Origin of the sequence: Pantoea sp. R13S299 (assembly GCF_048515925.1) — a bacterium.
Lineage (GTDB): Bacteria > Pseudomonadota > Gammaproteobacteria > Enterobacterales > Enterobacteriaceae > Pantoea.
This window is the reverse complement of sequence record NZ_JBLYEF010000003.1, coordinates 310,646-330,058: the sequence shown is the minus strand read 5'-3', so window position 1 is coordinate 330,058 and position 19,413 is coordinate 310,646. Positions and strand designations below refer to the sequence as shown.

The 19,413-nt window shown below is 54.2% G+C and carries 18 protein-coding genes; 11 read left to right on the top strand and 7 right to left on the bottom strand.

Annotated features, from left to right (window positions below; genetic code table 11):
* Positions 1-201: 201 nt before the first annotated feature.
* From ACN1CO_RS15935 to ACN1CO_RS15910, 6 genes are all read left to right on the top strand, one after another.
* A complete protein-coding gene (locus ACN1CO_RS15935; protein ID WP_419139787.1) occupies positions 202-1,422 on the top strand; it encodes an extracellular solute-binding protein in 1,221 nt (406 codons plus the stop codon).
* The gene (locus tag ACN1CO_RS15930; RefSeq protein WP_419139786.1) at positions 1,422-2,771 is read left to right on the top strand and encodes a carbohydrate ABC transporter permease; all 1,350 of its coding nucleotides are present in this window, start codon (positions 1,422-1,424) and stop codon (positions 2,769-2,771) included. Before ACN1CO_RS15935 ends, ACN1CO_RS15930 begins: the two co-directional genes overlap by 1 nt.
* A 10-nt stretch (positions 2,772-2,781) precedes the next feature.
* Positions 2,782-3,633, top strand: a complete 852-nt coding sequence (locus tag ACN1CO_RS15925) for a sugar ABC transporter permease (RefSeq protein WP_003851665.1) — start codon at positions 2,782-2,784, stop codon at positions 3,631-3,633.
* A 3-nt stretch (positions 3,634-3,636) separates the two neighbouring features.
* Positions 3,637-4,830 (top strand): glycoside hydrolase family 53 protein, encoded by a 1,194-nt coding sequence (locus ACN1CO_RS15920; RefSeq protein ID WP_419139785.1) that lies wholly within the window; start codon positions 3,637-3,639, stop codon positions 4,828-4,830.
* 41 nt (positions 4,831-4,871) lie between these two features.
* Complete coding sequence (locus ACN1CO_RS15915) at positions 4,872-6,932, top strand: beta-galactosidase (protein WP_419139784.1); 2,061 nt, start codon at positions 4,872-4,874, stop codon at positions 6,930-6,932.
* A gap of 445 nt (positions 6,933-7,377) precedes the next feature.
* Positions 7,378-7,692, top strand: coding sequence for a glucose PTS transporter subunit EIIB (locus tag ACN1CO_RS15910; RefSeq protein ID WP_419139783.1), 315 nt, complete (start codon positions 7,378-7,380; stop codon positions 7,690-7,692).
* 109 nt (positions 7,693-7,801) lie between these two features.
* Here the strand turns inward: ACN1CO_RS15910 and ACN1CO_RS15905 are convergent, their stop codons facing one another.
* On the bottom strand, positions 7,802-9,064 hold the full coding sequence (locus ACN1CO_RS15905) for a maltoporin (protein ID WP_419139782.1): 1,263 nt from the start codon (positions 9,062-9,064) through the stop codon (positions 7,802-7,804).
* A 265-nt stretch (positions 9,065-9,329) separates the two neighbouring features.
* Here ACN1CO_RS15905 and ACN1CO_RS15900 point away from each other — a divergent pair, with 265 nt between their 5' ends.
* On the top strand, positions 9,330-10,400 hold the full coding sequence (locus ACN1CO_RS15900) for a LacI family DNA-binding transcriptional regulator (RefSeq protein WP_419139781.1): 1,071 nt from the start codon (positions 9,330-9,332) through the stop codon (positions 10,398-10,400).
* A 122-nt stretch (positions 10,401-10,522) separates the two neighbouring features.
* Here the strand turns inward: ACN1CO_RS15900 and ACN1CO_RS15895 are convergent, their stop codons facing one another.
* From ACN1CO_RS15895 to ACN1CO_RS15880, 4 genes are all read right to left on the bottom strand, one after another.
* Entirely contained in the window at positions 10,523-11,296 is a 774-nt protein-coding gene (locus ACN1CO_RS15895; RefSeq protein WP_419139780.1) for a hypothetical protein, read from the bottom strand.
* Between the two features lie 321 nt (positions 11,297-11,617).
* Positions 11,618-12,721 carry an alkene reductase gene (locus tag ACN1CO_RS15890; RefSeq protein ID WP_419139779.1) on the bottom strand — a complete coding sequence of 368 codons (1,104 nt, stop codon included), beginning with the start codon at positions 12,719-12,721 and terminating at the stop codon, positions 11,618-11,620.
* A gap of 53 nt (positions 12,722-12,774) precedes the next feature.
* Positions 12,775-13,356 (bottom strand): TetR/AcrR family transcriptional regulator, encoded by a 582-nt coding sequence (locus ACN1CO_RS15885; protein WP_419139778.1) that lies wholly within the window; start codon positions 13,354-13,356, stop codon positions 12,775-12,777.
* Between the two features lie 63 nt (positions 13,357-13,419).
* Positions 13,420-13,974 carry a TetR/AcrR family transcriptional regulator gene (locus ACN1CO_RS15880; protein WP_419139777.1) on the bottom strand — a complete coding sequence of 185 codons (555 nt, stop codon included), beginning with the start codon at positions 13,972-13,974 and terminating at the stop codon, positions 13,420-13,422.
* Positions 13,975-14,246: 272 nt separating this feature from the next.
* Here ACN1CO_RS15880 and ACN1CO_RS15875 point away from each other — a divergent pair, with 272 nt between their 5' ends.
* Entirely contained in the window at positions 14,247-14,648 is a 402-nt protein-coding gene (locus ACN1CO_RS15875; protein WP_419139776.1) for a nuclear transport factor 2 family protein, read from the top strand.
* Positions 14,649-14,931: 283 nt separating this feature from the next.
* Positions 14,932-16,179, top strand: coding sequence for a diguanylate cyclase domain-containing protein (locus ACN1CO_RS15870; RefSeq protein ID WP_419139775.1), 1,248 nt, complete (start codon positions 14,932-14,934; stop codon positions 16,177-16,179).
* 106 nt (positions 16,180-16,285) lie between these two features.
* Here ACN1CO_RS15870 and ACN1CO_RS15865 read toward each other — a convergent pair whose 3' ends face one another.
* Positions 16,286-16,669, bottom strand: coding sequence for a winged helix-turn-helix transcriptional regulator (locus tag ACN1CO_RS15865; protein ID WP_419139774.1), 384 nt, complete (start codon positions 16,667-16,669; stop codon positions 16,286-16,288).
* 98 nt (positions 16,670-16,767) lie between these two features.
* Here ACN1CO_RS15865 and ACN1CO_RS15860 point away from each other — a divergent pair, with 98 nt between their 5' ends.
* Both ACN1CO_RS15860 and ACN1CO_RS15855 read left to right on the top strand, forming a co-directional pair.
* The gene (locus ACN1CO_RS15860) at positions 16,768-17,496 is read left to right on the top strand and encodes an SDR family NAD(P)-dependent oxidoreductase (protein ID WP_419139773.1); all 729 of its coding nucleotides are present in this window, start codon (positions 16,768-16,770) and stop codon (positions 17,494-17,496) included.
* Between the two features lie 144 nt (positions 17,497-17,640).
* Complete coding sequence (locus ACN1CO_RS15855) at positions 17,641-18,189, top strand: GNAT family N-acetyltransferase (protein WP_419139772.1); 549 nt, start codon at positions 17,641-17,643, stop codon at positions 18,187-18,189.
* Between the two features lie 162 nt (positions 18,190-18,351).
* Here the strand turns inward: ACN1CO_RS15855 and ACN1CO_RS15850 are convergent, their stop codons facing one another.
* Complete coding sequence (locus ACN1CO_RS15850) at positions 18,352-19,140, bottom strand: alpha/beta fold hydrolase (RefSeq protein ID WP_419139771.1); 789 nt, start codon at positions 19,138-19,140, stop codon at positions 18,352-18,354.
* Positions 19,141-19,413 lie beyond the last annotated feature (273 nt).

Below are 19,413 nucleotides of genomic sequence, written 5' to 3'. Positions count from 1 at the left end.
CTGTTTTTGATTTCTGTAATACCGATCACACATTGGTGCAAACGGGCTGGAGCGCAGCACCTGTTCCGCGTAGCGTATGGCACAAATGCGATACGTTATTCACGTTTCACATGTCTGATGAATCCCTGTTCAGCATGTGTCTGAAAAAAGAACAACAGCAAATGACAGCTTAAAATGTCATACCTTCACACGAGGCCAGCAATGAAAATCAAAATCAGCGTTACGCTACTCCTTTCAGCATTGATGCTAAATCAATCCGTCTGGGCCGCTCAGCAACTCACCGTCTGGGAAGACATTAAGAAATCAGAAGGCATCAAAACGGCGATCGCCGATTTTCAGAAACAGTTTGGCGTAGAAGTAAAAGTGCAGGAGATGCCGTTTGCACAGCAGATCGAGAAGCTGCGCCTGGATGGCCCGGCGGGAATCGGCCCGGATGTGCTGGTGATCCCCAACGACCAGCTCGGTAGCGCGGTGGTGCAGGGCTTGCTGGCACCGCTGAAAATCGACGCGGCAGAGCAGAGTGCTTACACCCCGTCGGCGATGGCGGCGTTTACACAGAACAACGTGGTCTACGGCGTCCCCAAGGCGGTGGAAACCCTGGTGCTGATCTACAACAAAGATCTGCTACCTGCGCCGCTGAAAACCCTGGATGAGTACCGCGCTTTCTCGCAGAAGCAGCGCGAGGCGAAGCAGTACGGTCTGCTCGCTAAGTTTGACCAGATTTACTACAGCTGGGGTGTGATGGCACCGATGGGCTCTTACATCTTTGGCAAAGACGCCAAAGGCGCGATTAACACCAAAGATATCGGGCTGAACACGCCGGGCAGCGTGGAAGCGGTGACTTATCTCAAGCGCTTCTTCAGTGAAGGATTGCTGCCGGGCGGGATCATGGGTGACAACGGCCTTAACGCCATCGACTCGCTGTTCACTGAGAAGAAAGCGGCGGCGGTGATCAATGGGCCGTGGGCGTTCCAGCCCTATCAGGCTGCCGGAATTAACTACGGCGTGGCACCGCTGCCATTGCTGCCCAACGGCAAGCCGATGAGTTCCTTCCTGGGCGTGAAAGGCTATGTGGTATCGACCTGGAGTAAAGATCAGGCGCTGGCGCAGAAGTTCCTCACCTTTATCAACCAGCCGCAATACGTGAAAGAGCGCTATCAGAAAACCCAGGAGATCCCACCGGTTACTGCGCTGATGAACGATCCGATTATCAAAAATGATGAGAAGGCCAATGCGGTTGCGGTGCAGGCAGCGCGTGCGTCAGCCATGCCAGGCGTGCCAGAGATGCAGGAAGTGTGGGGTCCGGCCAATGCGGCGCTGGAACTGAGCGTTTCCGGTAAGCAGGAGCCAAAAGCGGCGCTGGATAACGCAGTGAAGCAGATCAGCATGCAGATTGAAGCGATGCAGGCCAGCAACCAGTAATGCCGGTTCGCGGGATAACCGTACAGGATAAGGATCAGGGTGTGGCGATATCTTCCGATGAACATCTGGTGACGGCTAAGCGTCCGCGTCGTCATGCGACGACCGGTGCGCTGCTGGCACTGCTGCCTGGCTTCGGCCAGTTTTACCATCGTCAGTGGGCGAAAGGGCTGTGCTTTCTGATTCTGCTCAGCAGCTTTACCGGCGTCTTTCACGATTTTCTGCGTGAGGGATTCTGGGGGCTGTATACGCTGGGTGAATCGGTACCGCGCGATAACTCTATTTTCCTGCTGGCAGAGGGGATTATCAGCGTGCTGATTGCCGCCTTCGGCGTGGCGGTCTGGGGCGTGTCGGTGCGCGACGCGTGGGTCAACGGTGTTAAGCGCGACAAAGGCCAGCAGCTTAACAGCGTGCGTCAGCAATATCAGTTACTGCTACGCGACGGCTTCCCGTATCTGATGATTTCGCCGGGCTTTATTCTGCTGGTATTTGTGGTGGTGTTTCCGATTCTGTTTGGTTTCGCCATCGCCTTCACCAACTACAACCTCTATCACACGCCTCCGGCGAAGCTGGTGGACTGGGTGGGGTTCAAAAACTTCATCAACATTTTCACGCTGTCGATCTGGCGCTCCACGTTCTTTGACGTGCTGCAATGGACCGTGGTCTGGACGCTGCTGGCGACCACGCTGCAGTGCACGGTGGGCGTGATGCTGGCGATTCTGGTGAATCAGAAAGACCTGCGCTTTAAACCGCTAATCCGCACCATCTTTATCCTGCCGTGGGCGGTGCCGGGCTTTGTGACCATTCTGGTGTTTGCCGGGATGTTTAACGACAGCTTTGGGGTGATCAACAACGCGATTCTCGACTTCTTTGGCATCGCGCCTAAAGCCTGGATGACCGATCCGTTCTGGACCAAAACGGCGCTGATCATGATGCAGACCTGGCTCGGCTTCCCGTTTGTCTTCGCGATGACCACCGGTGTGCTGCAGGCGATCCCGGACGACCTGTATGAGGCGGCCATTATGGATGGTGCCAGCGCCTGGACGCGGCTGAAAACCATCACGCTGCCGCTGGTGCTCTACGCCATTGCGCCGATCATCATCACGCAATACACCTTTAACTTTAATAATTTCAACATCATCTATCTGTTTAACAACGGCGGTCCGGCCGTGGCGGGATCGAATGCCGGAGGAACCGATATCCTGGTGTCGTGGATTTACAAGCTCACCATGTCGTCGTCGCAATACGCTATCGCGGCCACCATCACCATTCTGCTGTCGATATTCGTGGTAGGTCTGGCGCTGTGGCAGTTCCGCGCGACCCGGTCGTTTAAACAAGATGAGATGGCGTAAGGGAGCAGTTATGGCGAAGTCCGGCAGTATTAAACGCGAAAGGTGGATACGCCTGTCGCTGACCTGGCTGGTAGTGCTGGCCGTCTCGACCATCATTATCTATCCGCTGGTCTGGACGGTAGGGGCATCACTGAATGCAGGCAACAGCCTGCTCAGCAGCTCGATCATTCCGGAGAATGCGTCGCTGCAGCACTACCGCGACCTGTTCAACGGCACGGTGCCTTATATGACGTGGTACTGGAACTCGATGAAAATCAGTTTCCTGACCATGGTGCTGACGCTCATCAGTGTCAGCTGTACCGCCTACGCCTTTTCCCGATTCCGGTTTAAGGGAAGGCAGAACGGTCTGATGCTGTTTCTGCTGTTGCAGATGATCCCGCAGTTTTCGGCGCTGATCGCGATTTTCGTGCTGTCGCAGCTGCTGGGATTAATCAACAGCCATCTGGCGCTGGTGCTGATCTACGTCGGCGGGATGATCCCGATGAACACCTATCTGATGAAGGGCTATCTCGACTCGATTCCCAAAGATCTGGATGAGTCGGCGCGCATGGACGGGGCGGGTAACTTCCGCATTTTCGTTGAGATCATCATGCCGCTGTCGAAGCCGATTCTGGCCGTCGTCGCGCTGTTCTCTTTCACCGGGCCGCTGGGTGATTTCATTCTTTCCAGCACCATTCTGCGTACGCCGGAGCAGTTCACGCTGCCGATTGGCCTCTATAACCTGGTGTCGCAAAAAATGGGCGCCAGCTACACCACTTATGCGGCGGGTGCCGTGCTGATCGCCGTGCCGGTGGCGGTGTTCTATCTGGCCCTGCAGAAGTACTTCGTTTCCGGCCTGGCCTCAGGCAGTACTAAAGGATAAATCATGACGCCAAAAACATTGATTCTCGCCCTGGCGCTGGCCTGGGCGACACCGCTGCTCGCCGCCGATCAGCCTGTCATTGCCTCTGCCGGGCCGTGGCCAACCGATTTTATCAAAGGCGCGGATATCTCTTCGCTGGCTGAGCTGGAGAAGCAGGGCGCGAAATTCTACAACGCGGATAACCAGCAGCAGGATGCCATCGCCATTCTGAAAGCCAGCGGTATCAATACGATCCGGCTGCGGCTGTGGGTCGATCCCACCGACGGCAGCGGTCACACCTACGGCGGTGGCGGCAATGACCTGGCGACCACACTGGCGCTGGCGAAGCGCGTAAAAGCGGCGGGACTGAAGCTGCTGCTGGATATTCATTACAGCGATTTCTGGACCGATCCCGGCAAGCAGTTCAAACCCAAAGCCTGGCAGTGGCTGACCTTTCCGCAGCTGGAAACGCAGGTGCATGACTATACGCGCGACACTATCGCCCGCTTTAAAGCGGAAGGCGTGATGCCGGATATCGTGCAGATTGGCAATGAGCTTAACGGCGGCATGCTCTGGCCGGAAGGCAAGAGCTGGGGCCAGAACGGCGGCGAGTTCGATCGCCTGGCCGGCCTGCTGAAAGCGGGCATCAGCGGGCTGCGCGAGAACCTCAGCGATCCGCATCAGGTGAAGATCATGCTGCATCTGGCTGAAGGCACGAAAAATGACACGTTCCGCTGGTGGTTCGACGAAATCGTTAAGCGTGATGTGCCGTTCGATGTGATTGGCCTGTCGATGTACACCTACTGGAATGGCCCTATCAGCGCCCTGAAAGCCAACATGGATGATATCTCCCGTCGCTATAGCAAGGATGTGATGGTGGTGGAAGCGGCCTACGGCTACACGCTGGAAAATTGTGACAACGCCGAGAACAGTTTCCAGGCGAAAGAGGAGAAAGCGGGCGGCTATCCCGGCACAGTCGCGGGCCAGGCGGCCTATCTGCATGACCTGATTAAAGCGGTGCTGGCGGTGCCGGACCATCGCGGAAAGGGCGTGGTCTATTGGGAACCGGCGTGGATCCCCGCGCCCGGCAATACCTGGGCCACACCTGCTGGCATGAAATATATCCACGACGAATGGAAACAGGGTAACGCCCGCGAAAACCAGGCGCTGTTTGACTGTCACGGCAAGGCGCTGCCTTCGCTACAGGTTTTTCATTAACTATCAGCGTTAACGCTGATCTCTTCCTCTGAGGAACAGGTATGAATAAATTTCCCCCGCTCAGCGCCCGGGTTAACCGGCTGCTGCATGGTGCTGACTACAATCCGGAACAGTGGGCGCACCAGCCGGGCATTATTGATGACGACGTAGCCATGATGAAGCAGGCGAACTGTAACGTTATGTCGGTGGGTATTTTCAGCTGGGCGAAGCTGGAGCCGGAAGAGGGGCGCTATGAGTTCGGCTGGCTGGATGAGGTGATCGATACACTCTGGCTGCAGGGGATTTCCGTGTTTCTTGCAACCCCGAGCGGGGCACGTCCGGCCTGGATGTCGCAGGCGTATCCGGAGGTGTTAAGGGTGGGGCGCGATCGCTTGCCGGCCCTGCATGGCGGACGTCATAACCACTGTATGACCTCGCCGGTCTATCGCCAGAAAGTGCAGGCGATGAACAGCAGGCTGGCGGCGCGTTATGCGCAGCATCCGGCGGTGATCGGCTGGCATATTTCCAATGAGTATGGCGGCGAGTGTCACTGCGATCGCTGTCAGGAGGCGTTTCGCGGCTGGCTGCAGCGCCGCTATGAGACGCTGGAGAAGCTGAATCTCGCCTGGTGGAGCGATTTCTGGAGTCACACTTACAGTGACTGGTCACAGATTGTGTCGCCTGCGCCTCAGGGTGAGATGTCGATTCATGGCCTGAATCTGGACTGGCGGCGGTTTATGACCGATCAGGTGACGGACTTCTGTCGCGAGGAGATTAAACCACTGAAGCAGGCTAATCCCGATCTGCCTGCCACCACCAATTTCATGGAGTATTTCTACGACTACGATTACTGGAAGCTGGCTTCGGCGCTCGATTTTATCTCGTGGGATAGCTACCCGATGTGGCACAACGAGAAGGATGAGACCACGCTCGCCTGTTATACCGCGATGTATCACGATTTGATGCGGACCCTGAAGCAGGGCAAGCCGTTCGTGCTGATGGAGTCGACGCCGGGCGCGACGAACTGGCAGCCGACCAGCAAGTTAAAGAAGCCGGGAATGCATATTCTGTCGTCGTTACAGGCGGTGGCGCACGGTGCGGACGCGGTGCAGTATTTCCAGTGGCGTAAGAGCCGGGGTTCGGTGGAGAAGTTTCATGGTGCCGTCGTCGATCATGTCGGTCATCTGGATACGCGCACCGGTCGTGAGGTGAGTGAGCTGGGCCGGATGCTGGCCGCGATGACGCCGGTGATGGGCAGTCGGGTTGAGGCGCGGGTGGCGATTATTTTCGACTGGGAGAGTCGCTGGGCGATGGATAACGCACAGGGTCCGCGCAATATTGGTCTGCACTATGAGCGCACGGTGAACGAGCATTATCGGGCGTTCTGGGAGCAGGGCGTTGCGGTAGATGTGATTAATGGCGACAGCGATTTCAGTGGTTACGATCTGGTGATTGCGCCGATGCTCTATATGGTGCGCGACGGTTTCGCGGCGCGAGCAGAAGCGCATGTTGAGCGGGGCGGGCATTTCGTGGCCAGCTACTGGAGCGGCATCGTGAATGAGAGCGATCTTTGTTATCCCGGCGGGTTCCCTGGGCCGTTGCGTCCGCTGCTCGGCATCTGGTCAGAAGAGATCGATAGTCTGACCGATGAGGAGTTTAACGGCGTGCGCGGGGTGCGTGGCAATGAGCTGGGGTTGAGCGGGCCGTATCAGGCGCGGGAGCTTTGCGAGCATATTCATCTGGAGGGCGCGACGGCGCTGGCCAGTTACGAGAGTGATTTTTATGCCGGAACCCCGGCGGTGACGATGAATCGGGTCGGTCAGGGTAAAGCCTGGTATATCGCGTCGCGTAATGATCTGTCGTTCCATCGGGATTTTTATGGTGCGCTGATTAAGCAGCTGGGATTACCGCGTGCGCTGGCGAGTGATTTGCCGCCGGGCGTGGTGGTGCAGCGCCGTACCGATGGTGAGCAGGCGTTTCTGTTTGTGCAGAACTTTACGGCGCAGACGCAGCAGGTGTCGTTGCCTGCCGGGCTGAGTGATTTGGTGGATGGCTCGGGTGTGGGGGAGTCGCTGACGCTGGGGCCGTGGGGGTGCAGAGTTTTGAGTGTGCCGCTGGAGTAGAGCTACTCAGGCTCAGGGGCAGGTTTGTTGGCGATTGCTGGCAGTCTGCTTACCGGCTCAGAGGGCATATGCCTTCCGCAAAGACGCAAAAGACGGCATCCCTGCCCGCTCAGCACGGGCGATTACGCACCTCATCCCTGAGGTGCGCCCGTAGCCGGGCCAACGCGTTGCGTTGTTCAAAAACGCTCCCGGCGTTTTTGTCCCTGGCCCGTGATGCTTTGCTACAGGCATATGCCCCCATCGCTTTTGAGACCGGGCATTGTCTGTAGGAATAGCTGGGTTTTACTCTTGATGTAGGGCAGGTTTTTTCAGAGGCAGATTGCAGGATAGATGCACGAAGCGTGTATATTCTGTGAGCGGTCCCGAGCCTGTACCCCTCGTTTTCGTTTATCAGTCGTGAGTGGCGGGCAGCAGCCCGCCTTTTTATTATCTGAAGGAGAACAACATGGTGAGTCTGAAATCGTTTAAGCAATATTTCAGTCGGCAGCCGCTGACGGTGGAAGAGCTTGAGGTAGACAGCGAGCTTCTGGAGCGTCTGGTGAACTGCTTTGGCGGGCGTGAGAATATTGAGCAGGTGGACGCCTGTTTAACGCGGCTGCGTGTGAAGGTAACGTCGCTGAAGGCGGTGGATACGGCGGGATTGCAGAAGGCCGGAGCGATTGGCGTGGTGATTCTGGGGCATGAGGTGCATGCGATCTTTGGTAAGCAATCCGACCAGTTGCGTCAGCTTCTCGAAGCCCGTTTCTTCAAGCCGGAATAAAACACCGCTGTAAAAATACGAAGTAAAAAAAATGGATAACCGTCGCCGGTTATCCAAATAAGCCCCTGCATAAGAGCTTAACAATGATCACAATGAGGAGACTGCGCGGTTACCACCAGGCTTCGACCTGTACGCCGAAGTTCCAGGTATTGTTACTGGTGTTGTCTTTGAAGCTGTGTCCGTCTTCTGAGTCATTCAGGTAAGAAGCAAACAGACGCAGTTCCGGACGTGACATAAATTCGGGACCGGCAGCTAGGCCCAGCGCCAGCGTATATTTCTGACCCGCCTGTCTGTAGTCACTGCCCACTTTGTTCTCATCTTTCTGCCAGAAGCTGCCGACCTCGCCGATGCCACGGACATACTGGGTAAACTGATACTGTCCACGACCCACCAGCGACAGCAGAGTACTTTTGCTGGTCTGCGCGGTGACATCATCCGCTGAACCCCAGGTGAAGACCTGATTAAGTGAGAACTTGTCGGTGATCGGCAGCAGGCCAGTGTTGATCACGCGGTAGCCGGTGGCATTTTGGGTATCGTTCCACATGTCATACCAGCCGCCGCCCTGCGAAATCATGTTCTGCGCCAGGCCTTTGTTGGCGTACTGGAACACCAGTTTCTGATAGCCGCCCCACACGTCCTGACTGATTTCACTGGTGACCATAACGCCGTTATCCGCGTCATACAGACCACCATATTCTTTCTGTTTGTTGGTGGTGTTCGGCATAGCGTAATCAATACCAAACTCAGTCCAGGCACCGCTCCAGGGTTTCCAGCCGGCATAGCGCAGATCGAGGTAGTTGATGTTGACGTCGTTATCGCCATCGACGCGGTAATCCACGTCATTGGCATCGCCACGAATCCACGCAAATGAAATAGCACCCGGACCCAGCGTGTAGTTTTCGATACCGGCACCCGAGCCGGAGATGTTCCAGTACTTGGTATCAATGATGTGCAGATCGTGACGCTGGTAGTAGCGTTTACCGCCCCAGATCACCGCATCCTTGTCACCCGGCACCAGCCCTTTGATCTGCAGGTTCAGCTGTCGTAAACCGAACTGCGCATCGTCGCCGAAGGTGGTTTCGTTATCGTTAGAGCCGTCGGAGAACATGCTGACCATGGTGTCGACGTAGAAACTGACGTCATCCTTTTTGTAGACCTCGCTGCCCAGCTCAACCTCGCCATAGGTGTCGGCTTCGTTGCCGAGACGGCCCACCTTGTTCTTTTGATACTCTTCAATACCGCCATCCTGCGATACGCCGACGCCACCACGCAGATAGCCATGGAAATCAATGTTGTCGATAGCGGCATAGAGCGTCGGGGAAGTCAGGGCCGCAGCAAGCGCCACAGCAGCAGTACGTAACCTTGTTTCCATGTTATCCTCAATTTTATTTGTAATACGTTCACATTACAGCGGCAGTAAACGCCTTTTGCCAGATGAGTGACAAACAAAATCGCGATAATGTGTGATGCACTGCAAATAAAGTGGCGGTATTTGTAACGATTAGTGAATCAGATCACCAAATTTCAATATGTGAAGGTATTACTTTTAATTTTCATTCGCGCAATGTGACTGCGGCAGTCTGGCTTAACTTCCGCCTGTGATACCATTCCGTTATCGGTCATCAGGGATGCGAAATATGAAATCAAAAAATGCCACCTTAGAGGATGTCGCCCGTCACGCCGGGGTGTCATATCAGACGGTATCAAGGGTTTTGAATAAGTCGGCGAACGTCTCAGAATCAACGCGGCGCAAGGTGGAACAGTCAATTGAGACCCTGCGTTACGTGCCTAACCGACTGGCGCAGCAGCTGGTGGGGAAGCAGAGCACGACGCTGGGTCTGGTGACTACATCGCTGGCTTTACATGCGCCTTCACAGGTGGCCGCTGCGGTTAAACGTTATGCCAACGCAGCGGACTATCAGGTGCTGATCGCCATGATTGATGAGAACGTCAATCAAAGTCTGCAGAATTGTATCAATGAGCTGAAGTCTCAGCGGGTGGATAAGGTCATCATCAACGTCCCGCTGGAGAGCAGTGATGCTGAGAAAATCGTGCAGGAGAACGAAGATATCCTCTGTCTTTTTCTTGATGTCGATCCCTACAGTTCGGTGTTTAACGTTTCGTTTAATCCGGCTGATGGCACCCGCGCCAGCGTTAAATATCTCTATGAGCAGGGGCATCGTGAATTCGCGCTGCTGGCCGGGCCTGAGCAGTCCGTCTCCGCCAATCTGCGGTTAAAGAGCTGGCTGGATACCCTGGAGAGTTATCGTCTGAAGCCGGTCAGCGTTAGTCACGGAAACTGGGATGCGCAGAGTGGTTACAACGGGGTGCTGCAACTGCTGCGGGAAGCGCCGGAATTTAGTGCGCTGCTGGTGGGCAATGACCAGATGGCGCTGGGTGTGCTGAGCGCGCTGCATCAGCGCGGCGTGGCGGTGCCAGGGCAGATTTCGGTGATTGGCTACGACGATACTTATGAAAGCGCCTTCTTCCATCCGGCGCTGACGACGGTGTCGCTGGATCTGGATTTGCAGGGCAAAGAGGCGGTCGCGCGTCTGCTGTTAGCCAGCGAGCAGGATGAGCAGCGCTCCTCTTCGATTCTGCCAGCAAAACTGGTGGTGCGCAGTTCGACCGGAAGCGCCGGGCAGCAGCAGCGGGATTTGAAGCAGATTGCCGAACAGCTGCGGCTTATTGCCAGCCGGCTTGAGTAGCCTGAAATCCCGGCAGGACCGGCGTGATTAACGTGCATCGACTGGAACAAAAAAGCCACCATTGCTGGCGGCCCTGATGATTTGTTTGAACGCGTTATCTGTCACTCAGCCGTCGGCGCTTTTTAATTTGCCGCTGCCGTCTTCATCGCCGGGCGCTGTGGCAGAACTACCAGGCAGGCGATGATGATCAGTGCCAGCGTCAGCGAGGCACCGTAGCGACTCAGCGCCAGTCCGCCTGAGGCAAGGGGTTTATCCAGAAAATCGCCGACAACAGCACCCAGTGGTCGTGTCAGGATAAAGGCCGCCCAGAAAAGTGCAGTGCGTGAAAGTGACGTAAAGCGGCTGGCCGCCCAGATGATCACCAGTGCACCAACAAACAGCAGTATCCCGCCATCGTAGCCCAGACCTTCTGTGTCTGCCGTCCAGTCACCTAATGCCGTGCCCAGCGTCTGCGAAAACATAATGGTGACCCAATAAAAACTCTCGGTGACCGCGTTGTTCACGGAACTCACCGCGACCGTGCCGCAGGTGATTTTCCACAGGAAGAGCGAGAGAACCAGCAGTGTGCTCAGCAGCAGGGTGCCGCCCAGATAACCAATGTTGAGTGAGCGATCGGCAAAATCTGCCATCGTTGTGCCGACCGTGGTGGTGGCGACCACAGTGAACCAGTAAATCCATTTGTTGAAGCTATTGCGGTTGATCTGCACCACCACCGCGATCAGGAAGATGATGGCAAAAATCAGTGTTCCGGTCAGATACCCCAGATTCATCGACATGGTCACCGCATCGCCGCCGGTTTCACCCAGGGTAGTCGCAGCGATTTTGGTTAACCAGAAAGCCGCGGTGACGGCCGGAACTTTACTCAGAGCGTGAGAGGCTGTGTTGTTATTTTGCATAGGGTGATACTCCGGAAAAGCCCAACATGGGCTAATACAGCGGAGAGGTTATAGGATTAATCTTAAGAAAAGATTAAGCTGAAGGAATGTTTATCAGGATAGACAACAGTGCCTACTGATGACGGAAGCGGCACTATCACTGTAATTTGAGGTGAGGGCGTCTTAAATAAAGCGCCGTTGCCACTGCTAAAATATTAAGGAAAATGCTGATTCCTTGAGTCTGCCTATCATCTTTTACTGCCCCTAAGACCTGTGACGCTCCCGGTTCGCCATGCGCGTGTTGTTGAAAAGTGGCGGATGCTCATCCGCCCTAAAGAGTGATCAGAAATTGCCTTCCGGCCAGTCGGTATAACCCCGGGCACCACCGCCGTAATAGGCTTCTTTTGGCGCAATAGTCAGTTCGGCACCAAAGCGCAGACGTTTCACCAGATCCGGGTTGGAGATGAACAGGCGTCCAAAGGCAACCGCATCGATGATCCCCGCATTGCGGCGGCTGATGGCCATCTCAAGGTCATAGTTGTTGTTGCCAATGAACGGACCGTCGAACTGAGCGCTTAGCGCGTCCATGTCCACATCGGCAGGCACCTCTCGCGAGGTGGCCGTCGCGCCCTCAACAAAGTGCAGATAAGCCAGATTGAACCGGTTGAGTTGCTGAATGAGATAGCCATACATCGCCATGACGTTGCTGTCTGGCGGAGTATTCCCTGCATCAGGCGTGACCGGAGAAAGGCGGATACCCACTTTGTCATTGCCCCAGATGTTGACGATAGCTTCTGTGACTTCAAGTGTCAGACGGGCGCGGTTTGCGATGGAGCCACCCCAGGCATCGGTACGGTGATTGGTCGAATCCCGCAGGAACTGATCGAGCAGATAACTGTTGGCTGAGTGAACCTCTACACCATCAAACCCTGCACGCAGGGCATTTTCCGCTGCACGTTTGTACTGTTCAATAATGCCTGGGATCTCGCTGGTTTCCAGCGCACGCGGCGTCGAAACCGGTACAAAACCGTTAACGGTGTAAGTCTGGCCTTCCGCTTTGATGGCTGAAGGGGCTACCGGACGCTCGCCGCCAGGCTGAAGTTCCACGCTGGAAAAGCGGCCGACATGCCATAGCTGGCAGACAATTTTGCCACCTTTGGCGTGGACTGCCTCGGTGACCTTTTTCCAGCCAGCCACCTGCTCGTCGCTCCATATTCCGGGCGTTGCGGCATAGCCGCGTCCCTGCGGAGAGATGTTGGTGGCTTCAGAAATAATCAGGCCAGCCCCGGCACGCTGGGCGTAGTAAGTGGCATGGAGTTCATCAGGCACGCCATCTTCACCGTAACGGCTGCGGGTAACCGGAGCCATGACAATGCGATTGGCCAGCTCAAGGCTGCCCATTGCAACGGGTGAGAATAAATCGGTACGGGTGCTGCTGTCAGTCATATAAACCTCTAAATAGTTGACCGGTCGTCTAGTAAGTAAGTAAAAAAATACGGCTACCCAAGTAGCCGCGTTGTTGCGTTCATCGCCTGACTAAAGGCTTTGTCAGGATCGTGAATTTTTGCCATCAGTGAGGCACCGAGCCAGAGCTGATAGAGTTCTTCTGCCGTCTCAGTCGCATCCTTAACGGCGGGCAGGGAGCCATCTTCCTGACCCAGACGGATACAGGCGGCGATTCTCTGCATGATATCGTGCGTGCCGGTTGCCAGAACATGGCGCATATTATCGAACTGGTCACAGACTTCTGCGCCCAGTTTCACTACCAGACATTTGCTTTCAGGCAGGTCTGCACCCTGAGTCGTTTTCCAGAAAGTGAAATAGCGAATCAGTCGCTCTCTTGCCGTGCCGGTCCCGCCTAACTGATGTTCAACTTCCTGCAGATAGTGACTGAAATAGTGATTCAGCAGCGCTTCAGCAAATGCTTCCTTTGACGGGAAGTAGTAATAGAACGAGCCTTTCGGAATACCGGCCGCTTTCACAATTTCGGAAATCCCGACGGCGCTGTAGCCTTTGTGAGTAATAATCGCCCTTGCTACATCAATGATGTGCTGGCGCATATCAGTTGTTTGTTTTTTCATGATTGGCACACTCTAATCAAAAACTGACCGGTCGTCTAGTAACTTATTTTCTGTTTTGTGCTGTCAGCGTCTGATGGGAAGCAAGCGGGTGGCATGCTCAGCGATCAGCTTGAGACTCTGAAGCGTTGCACCATCTTTTGCCTCAATCGACATGCCTTCCAGCAGAGTATTGAGAACGGCTGCCAGCGCGACGGTATTGGTATCCGCTGGCAGCTGTTTATCCTGTACCGCTCTGGTCAGCCTTTTTTCAAACAGATCCTTTCCCTCCTGTCGCAGAACGCTGACCGCTCTGACCACATCCGTCGATTCAGCTGAAACATTGATGGCTGCCAGCACCACCATGCAACCGCAGGGCGCGGAAGGGGAGAGCAGGATATCTGCGGCTTCGCTAAAGAAGCAGTCAATCGCCTCACCTATTTCATCCCTTTCTTCGAGCCGTAACCAGGTGGCTTTCCAGTACGTTGTTTCATAGTAATTCACCGCCTCCAGGAAGAGCTTTGCCTTGTTGCCAAAGGCGGAATAGAGGCTGGGTGGATTGATTTCCATAGCGGCACAAAGCTCGGCAACTGATGCAGGCTCAAAACCTTTGCGCCAGAAAAGATCCAGCGCCTTCAGCAACGCTTTATCACGGTCAAAGCTTCGCGGCCTGCCTTTCGGCTTTTCAGGGAGGGATGGCGGGTCAGGCATATTCACAGGCGGCCTCAATCATTGTCTTGACACATTACATAGTGATCACTATACAATAATAACATTGTGTAGTGTTCACTACATAAATGTTGGCGCATTCTGAGTAAGAGGTTATTCCTTCAGGCGTTTCGATTACCGCTGCGCTGACGCAAAAGAGCGGTATCCGACTGGATACCGGATTAATCATAATGGAGATGAAACAGATGAATAACACAACCTATGTGCAGGACTATGACGCTATCGTGGCCGTACTGGATCAGTACAATGAGGGCGGCAAGCAGGCGAAAAGCGCGCTGATGAAGCCTGCTTTCAGCGCTAGCGCGACCATTTTTGGCGTCGACAGCGATGGCAATCTCAGTGGCGGTCCGATTCAGGGACTGTTTGACACCATTGACACGGCTTTCCGTCCATCACCTGAGGCGAAAGCGGCCATCGTACGCGTGGATATTGTCGGGTCAGCCGCCAGCGCGCGCATCGACACCGATGACATTTCGGGCTTCTGCTTTACCGACTTTTTCAATCTTCTGAAAGTGAACGATCGCTGGACTGTGGTCAGCAAAATCTATCACACACATACTCCAGCGCTGACCTCAAATGGAGCGTGATTAAAGATTCAAACCCAATGAGCCGATAACCTCAGGCTCATACTTCTGACACTGCATGCTGTCATAGACTTTTTGCGAAGAACCATAGGGAAATGGTCACTCAGAAACTGTAGCCGCAAAGGCTCCGGTTTCAGCCAGCGTTTTATGGCGGGTATTCCTGCAATGATGAACCTGTACCCGGAACGGCCTTCAGCTTCAGGCGGGCATTTACGGTTATAATCAGGTCTGTAGCGACGAGTATTGAGCTTATTTAATATCGTCCGCAACATCGGAGTCGGCCGCCATGAACACAATGATCAAACCCTCTTTTACCGCTGTCTGGTCTACAGACGCCCAAGGGATCTGCGTCGCCAGTCAGGCAAGCCCGGCGGGGCTGATGCCTGAACTGAAAGGCGTGACGCTGAGTTCATGGTTAAGGCTGGCGCAGGCTGACGACGATGCGAAGATCGCGCTGAAACTGACCGCCGCACTGGAAATGCTGACCCCTTTTCATATTGAAGTGCCCATCCATTGTCTGGATGGCAAGACGCGCCGTGTCCTTTTGTCGGGCCTGCCTGATTCCCAGCCTGGGACATCTCATCTGCAATATAATGGCTTCATTCTTGATGTCACCGGACAGCGCAAAGCGCTGGAGGATGCGCTGCGCACGGCGGCAGAATATCGCCTGCTAATTGAAAACAGCACCGACCTGATTGCCCATTGCGACGCGGAAGGCCGGTATGTTTCAATCTCGCCTTCTTATAGCGAAATGATTGGCTGGACTGCCGAGGAGGTCGTAGGCAAGTTAGTGCTGGATTTCCTGCATCCCGACGATCACGAAACTGCCACTGACGCACTCTCATGCATCTTTAGCGGGGGAGTATTGCCGGATGTGGTTGAGGTGCGCAAACTGCATCGTGACGGCCATTACATCAATCTGGGCACCAAAGCCTGTGGCGTCACCAATCCCAATACTGGAAAAAATATCGGTGCCGTACTGGTCTCCCGTGACATCACCCGGGATAAAGAACGGATGCGTGATCTTGAGAAGCTGGCGACTCTGGACACGCTGACCGGCCTGCATAATCGTGCCTGGATCATCGAGAAAGTGGGCTGCATGCTGTCGCAGGTGGACGATCAGGCCTTTACCACGGTGATGTTTATCGATCTCAACGGCTTCAAGGCGGTGAATGATCTGATGGGGCACGCGACAGGCGATGCTCTACTGCAACAGGTCAGCGAACGACTGCAACGCTGCATGCGTCCGGGCGACTCGGTGGCGCGACTGGGCGGAGATGAGTTTGTCGTGGCAGCGAAGTGCAGCAATCGCGAAGCCGCTTCCGCCATTGCCCAGCGGATTATCGACAGCCTGCAGGAACCATTCGCCATTGATAACATGGACGTGCGCATCGGCGCGGCGATCGGCATCAGCCTTGCCCGCTTCGGCACGGCATCAGCCAAAATGCTATTCGAAAACGCAGACAAGGCGATGTATCAGGCCAAAGCACGCCGCGATGGGTCTTATCAGTTTTTTGAGGCGGCCGCGGATTAGTTGACGCATTTGATTGTGGGTCTCCGCTACCGGCCCTGCTTATCCTGAACTTATTCGCGCATCAACCTGACGCTATCCACGTGCACGAACGTCGCTCGGGCTACGTTCATGCAGATTCTACGACATCCCGCTCATCATCATAAATCACCTGTGCCTGTTCCATCGCTCCCCCATGTTGCTTCGCCCAGCTCACCAGCGCGATAAAAGGATCCTGCAACGTCCGGCCCAGCGGCGTGATCGAATACTCGACCGCCACCGGAGATGAGGCAATCACGTGTCGGTTTACCAGTCCGTTGCGCTCAAGTCGCCGTAATGCCTCCGTCAGGGACTTATGGGTGATGGGATCGAGCCTGCGCTTGATGGCGTTAAAACGTGACGGCTGGGAGCACAACACGGTCAGAATCAACACTGACCACTTGTTTGCCACCTGTTCCAGGATAGGGCGCGTGCTATTGATTTCGGCCAGCACTGCGGTGATATCAGTGGTCATGAGGTTTCCTTGGGGATATCTGGTGTACATCAGGTGCGTAATTGACACTAAATATAATAAATATACCATCAGGTGTCTAACCTCTATCCGGAGTTGTAATGATGAAACTAAGTGGAAAGATCGCCCTGGTCACAGGTGGTAACAGCGGTATCGGCCTCGCTGTTGCCCGTCGTTTTGTGCAGGAAGGTGCACGGGTATTTATAACGGGCCGACGTGAAGCTCAGCTGGCAGAAGCCGTTGCGCTGATTGGCGGGGACGTCGAGGCAATTGCAGCTGACATCACCCGCACAAGCGACCTTAAGCGTCTGTTTGAAACGCTCACAACAAGAGCTGGCCGACTTGATATCCTCGTCAACTCATCTGGCGTGTCAGAACCTGCCAGCCTGGAAGAGACCACGGAGGAGCACCTTGATCGCATCTTTAATCTGAATGTACGTGCCATGGTACTGACGATGCAGCATGCGGTGCGACTCATGAGTGAGGGTAGCAGCGTTGTGCTGGTGGGTTCGATTGCGGGAAGCATCGCTAATCCCGGCTATGCTGCCTATTCCGCCAGCAAGGCCGCAGTGCGATCCTATGCGCGCACGTGGAACAGCGAACTGGCACCGCGCTGCATCAGAGTTAACACACTCAGCCCTGGCCCCACCGACACACCGATGTTTAGCCAGGCCAGCGATGAAATCAGGCAGACGCTAAGCGCACGGATCCCGGCAAAGCGACTGGGTAATCCTGATGAAGTAGCGGCTGCAGCCCTGTTTCTGGCGTCCGATGAAAGCAGTTACGTCAGCGGCACCGAACTGGTGATTGATGGCGGCATGACGGCATAGGGGATTTTGGCCGGGTGATGTGTGATGGCTTAGTGGTATGGCGGGGATAGCAACAGGGTTTATATTTGCGGAATATCAAATATAAAACGGGTCAGACTCACGTTCGGTTTGAGCGAGTTGCAGACATGCCACCCCAGGGATGGTTTGGGAATAGCGTTTTCCCATCATCCTTTTTGGACTGCTGCTTTCCTTAGCCGGATGCTTTATGCTGGTTATATTCATCCTGAGAAGGGTATGGCCATGATAACAGTAGAGAAATCAGTTCCATTTTCTTCAGAATCTAATCACTTAATCGAATTGCTATCAGCAGAACTTGCCGCTATTACAGGTGATAGCGGCAAAAGCAATTTCATCGTTGAAGCAATGAGTGATGACAAAGCTTTATGGGCATTAGCAAAGAATTTTGAAGGTAAACCGGTAGGATGCGGTGCTATACGGCCTTTAACGCAAAATATAGCCGAGCTTAAGAGAATGTTTTCAGACCGAAGTGTGGCTGGGATTGGCTGTGCTTTACTCACTTTTCTTGAACAATCTGCAAAAGAGATGGGATATACCGAGCTTAGGCTGGAAACCCGACACATCAACTATCGGGCTGTAAATTTCTACAAGAAAAATGGTTATATTTCTATTGAAAATTACGGCCCCTACATAGGCAGGTCAGAAGCTGTCTGTTTCTCAAAGGCATTGCGCTGATTGTATTAATCAGACCTGATGGATTCCCATCAGAGATGAAGCAGGCGAGGTTATTTCCCGAATCCGCGACAATCCGACTCATACCTGGATCGCAGGTAACAATTTGCATTCGCTGCTGCCAAAAGTGCAAAAGTCCACTTGTCACGCAGCGAACCAAAACATTCAAAGCACTTTCATTATTTCTTCCAGCACATCTTCCGGTCTTTCAAGCACGGCCAGATGCGTTCTGGCCTTCTCTAACCGCCTCACTTGAAAGAAATCATGTTTCCCGGAAAAACATTCTTGAAGAGCAAGGTAATTATCGCTTCTGTCCAGGGAGTAGATGTGGGTAGCCTGAGGAGGATTTTTGAGCTTTTCGAGACGCTGGAGTGGCGAACCATATTTATGGTAGGCATCAGCAATGACCTGACCAGCAAGACGCCAAAGCTGATAGCTGGATTCAGCCATCTCCGTTTTCAGATGATGGATCATTACGGGAGAGTCACTCTCTGCCAGCCAGTATTCGTAGAGGGCATCTCGTGCAGGTTGCCAGCTTTCCTCCTTTTGCATGTCCCTGATCAAATCGAAAAATTCAGGCTCAGGCTCATTCATGATCCAATCAAGAAATATCACAGCAGGTATGCGATTTTTTAAACTTTCCACCAGATCAATAGATATCCAACTGGCGTGAGCAACGGCAACAGGCACTATCCGGGTCAGGCCAAGATGTTCAATAAGCGTCAGAGCATCGGATAATAACGCTGCACCGTCAAAATCCTGACCGTTGGTCGATGATTTTCCATGTCCACGCCAGTCTATCGTGACAACGCGGAAGTCAACGGCAGCCAGTTTAGTGAAATCTTCAAAAACGGTTTTTGGCTGGCACCATCCAGGCATAAGGAACAACGTCGTGTCGCCTGAGCCTGTATCCTGATAATCAATATCGCCATACTCTGTGTGTAAAACCGGCATATTATTCTCTCTTCATAAAGTAAATGAACAGATAACCTATTCGCTCCCGTATGAATAAAAAAGAATTTAATAACGGAGTAGCACTAATGTGATGGTTGATGAGTATCGGGTACGCAATGGACTGGCTGATGACTGTCGGAATAACGTATGCCCAGGTAAAGAGTTAGCTGCCCCATTAATCCCGGAACAGCAGGACTGACTTTGACGTCTAAGTGCCGCTCATCCCCGGAATTCCGTTCTGGCCTCCATTACTGCCTCCGCGACCACCCAGAC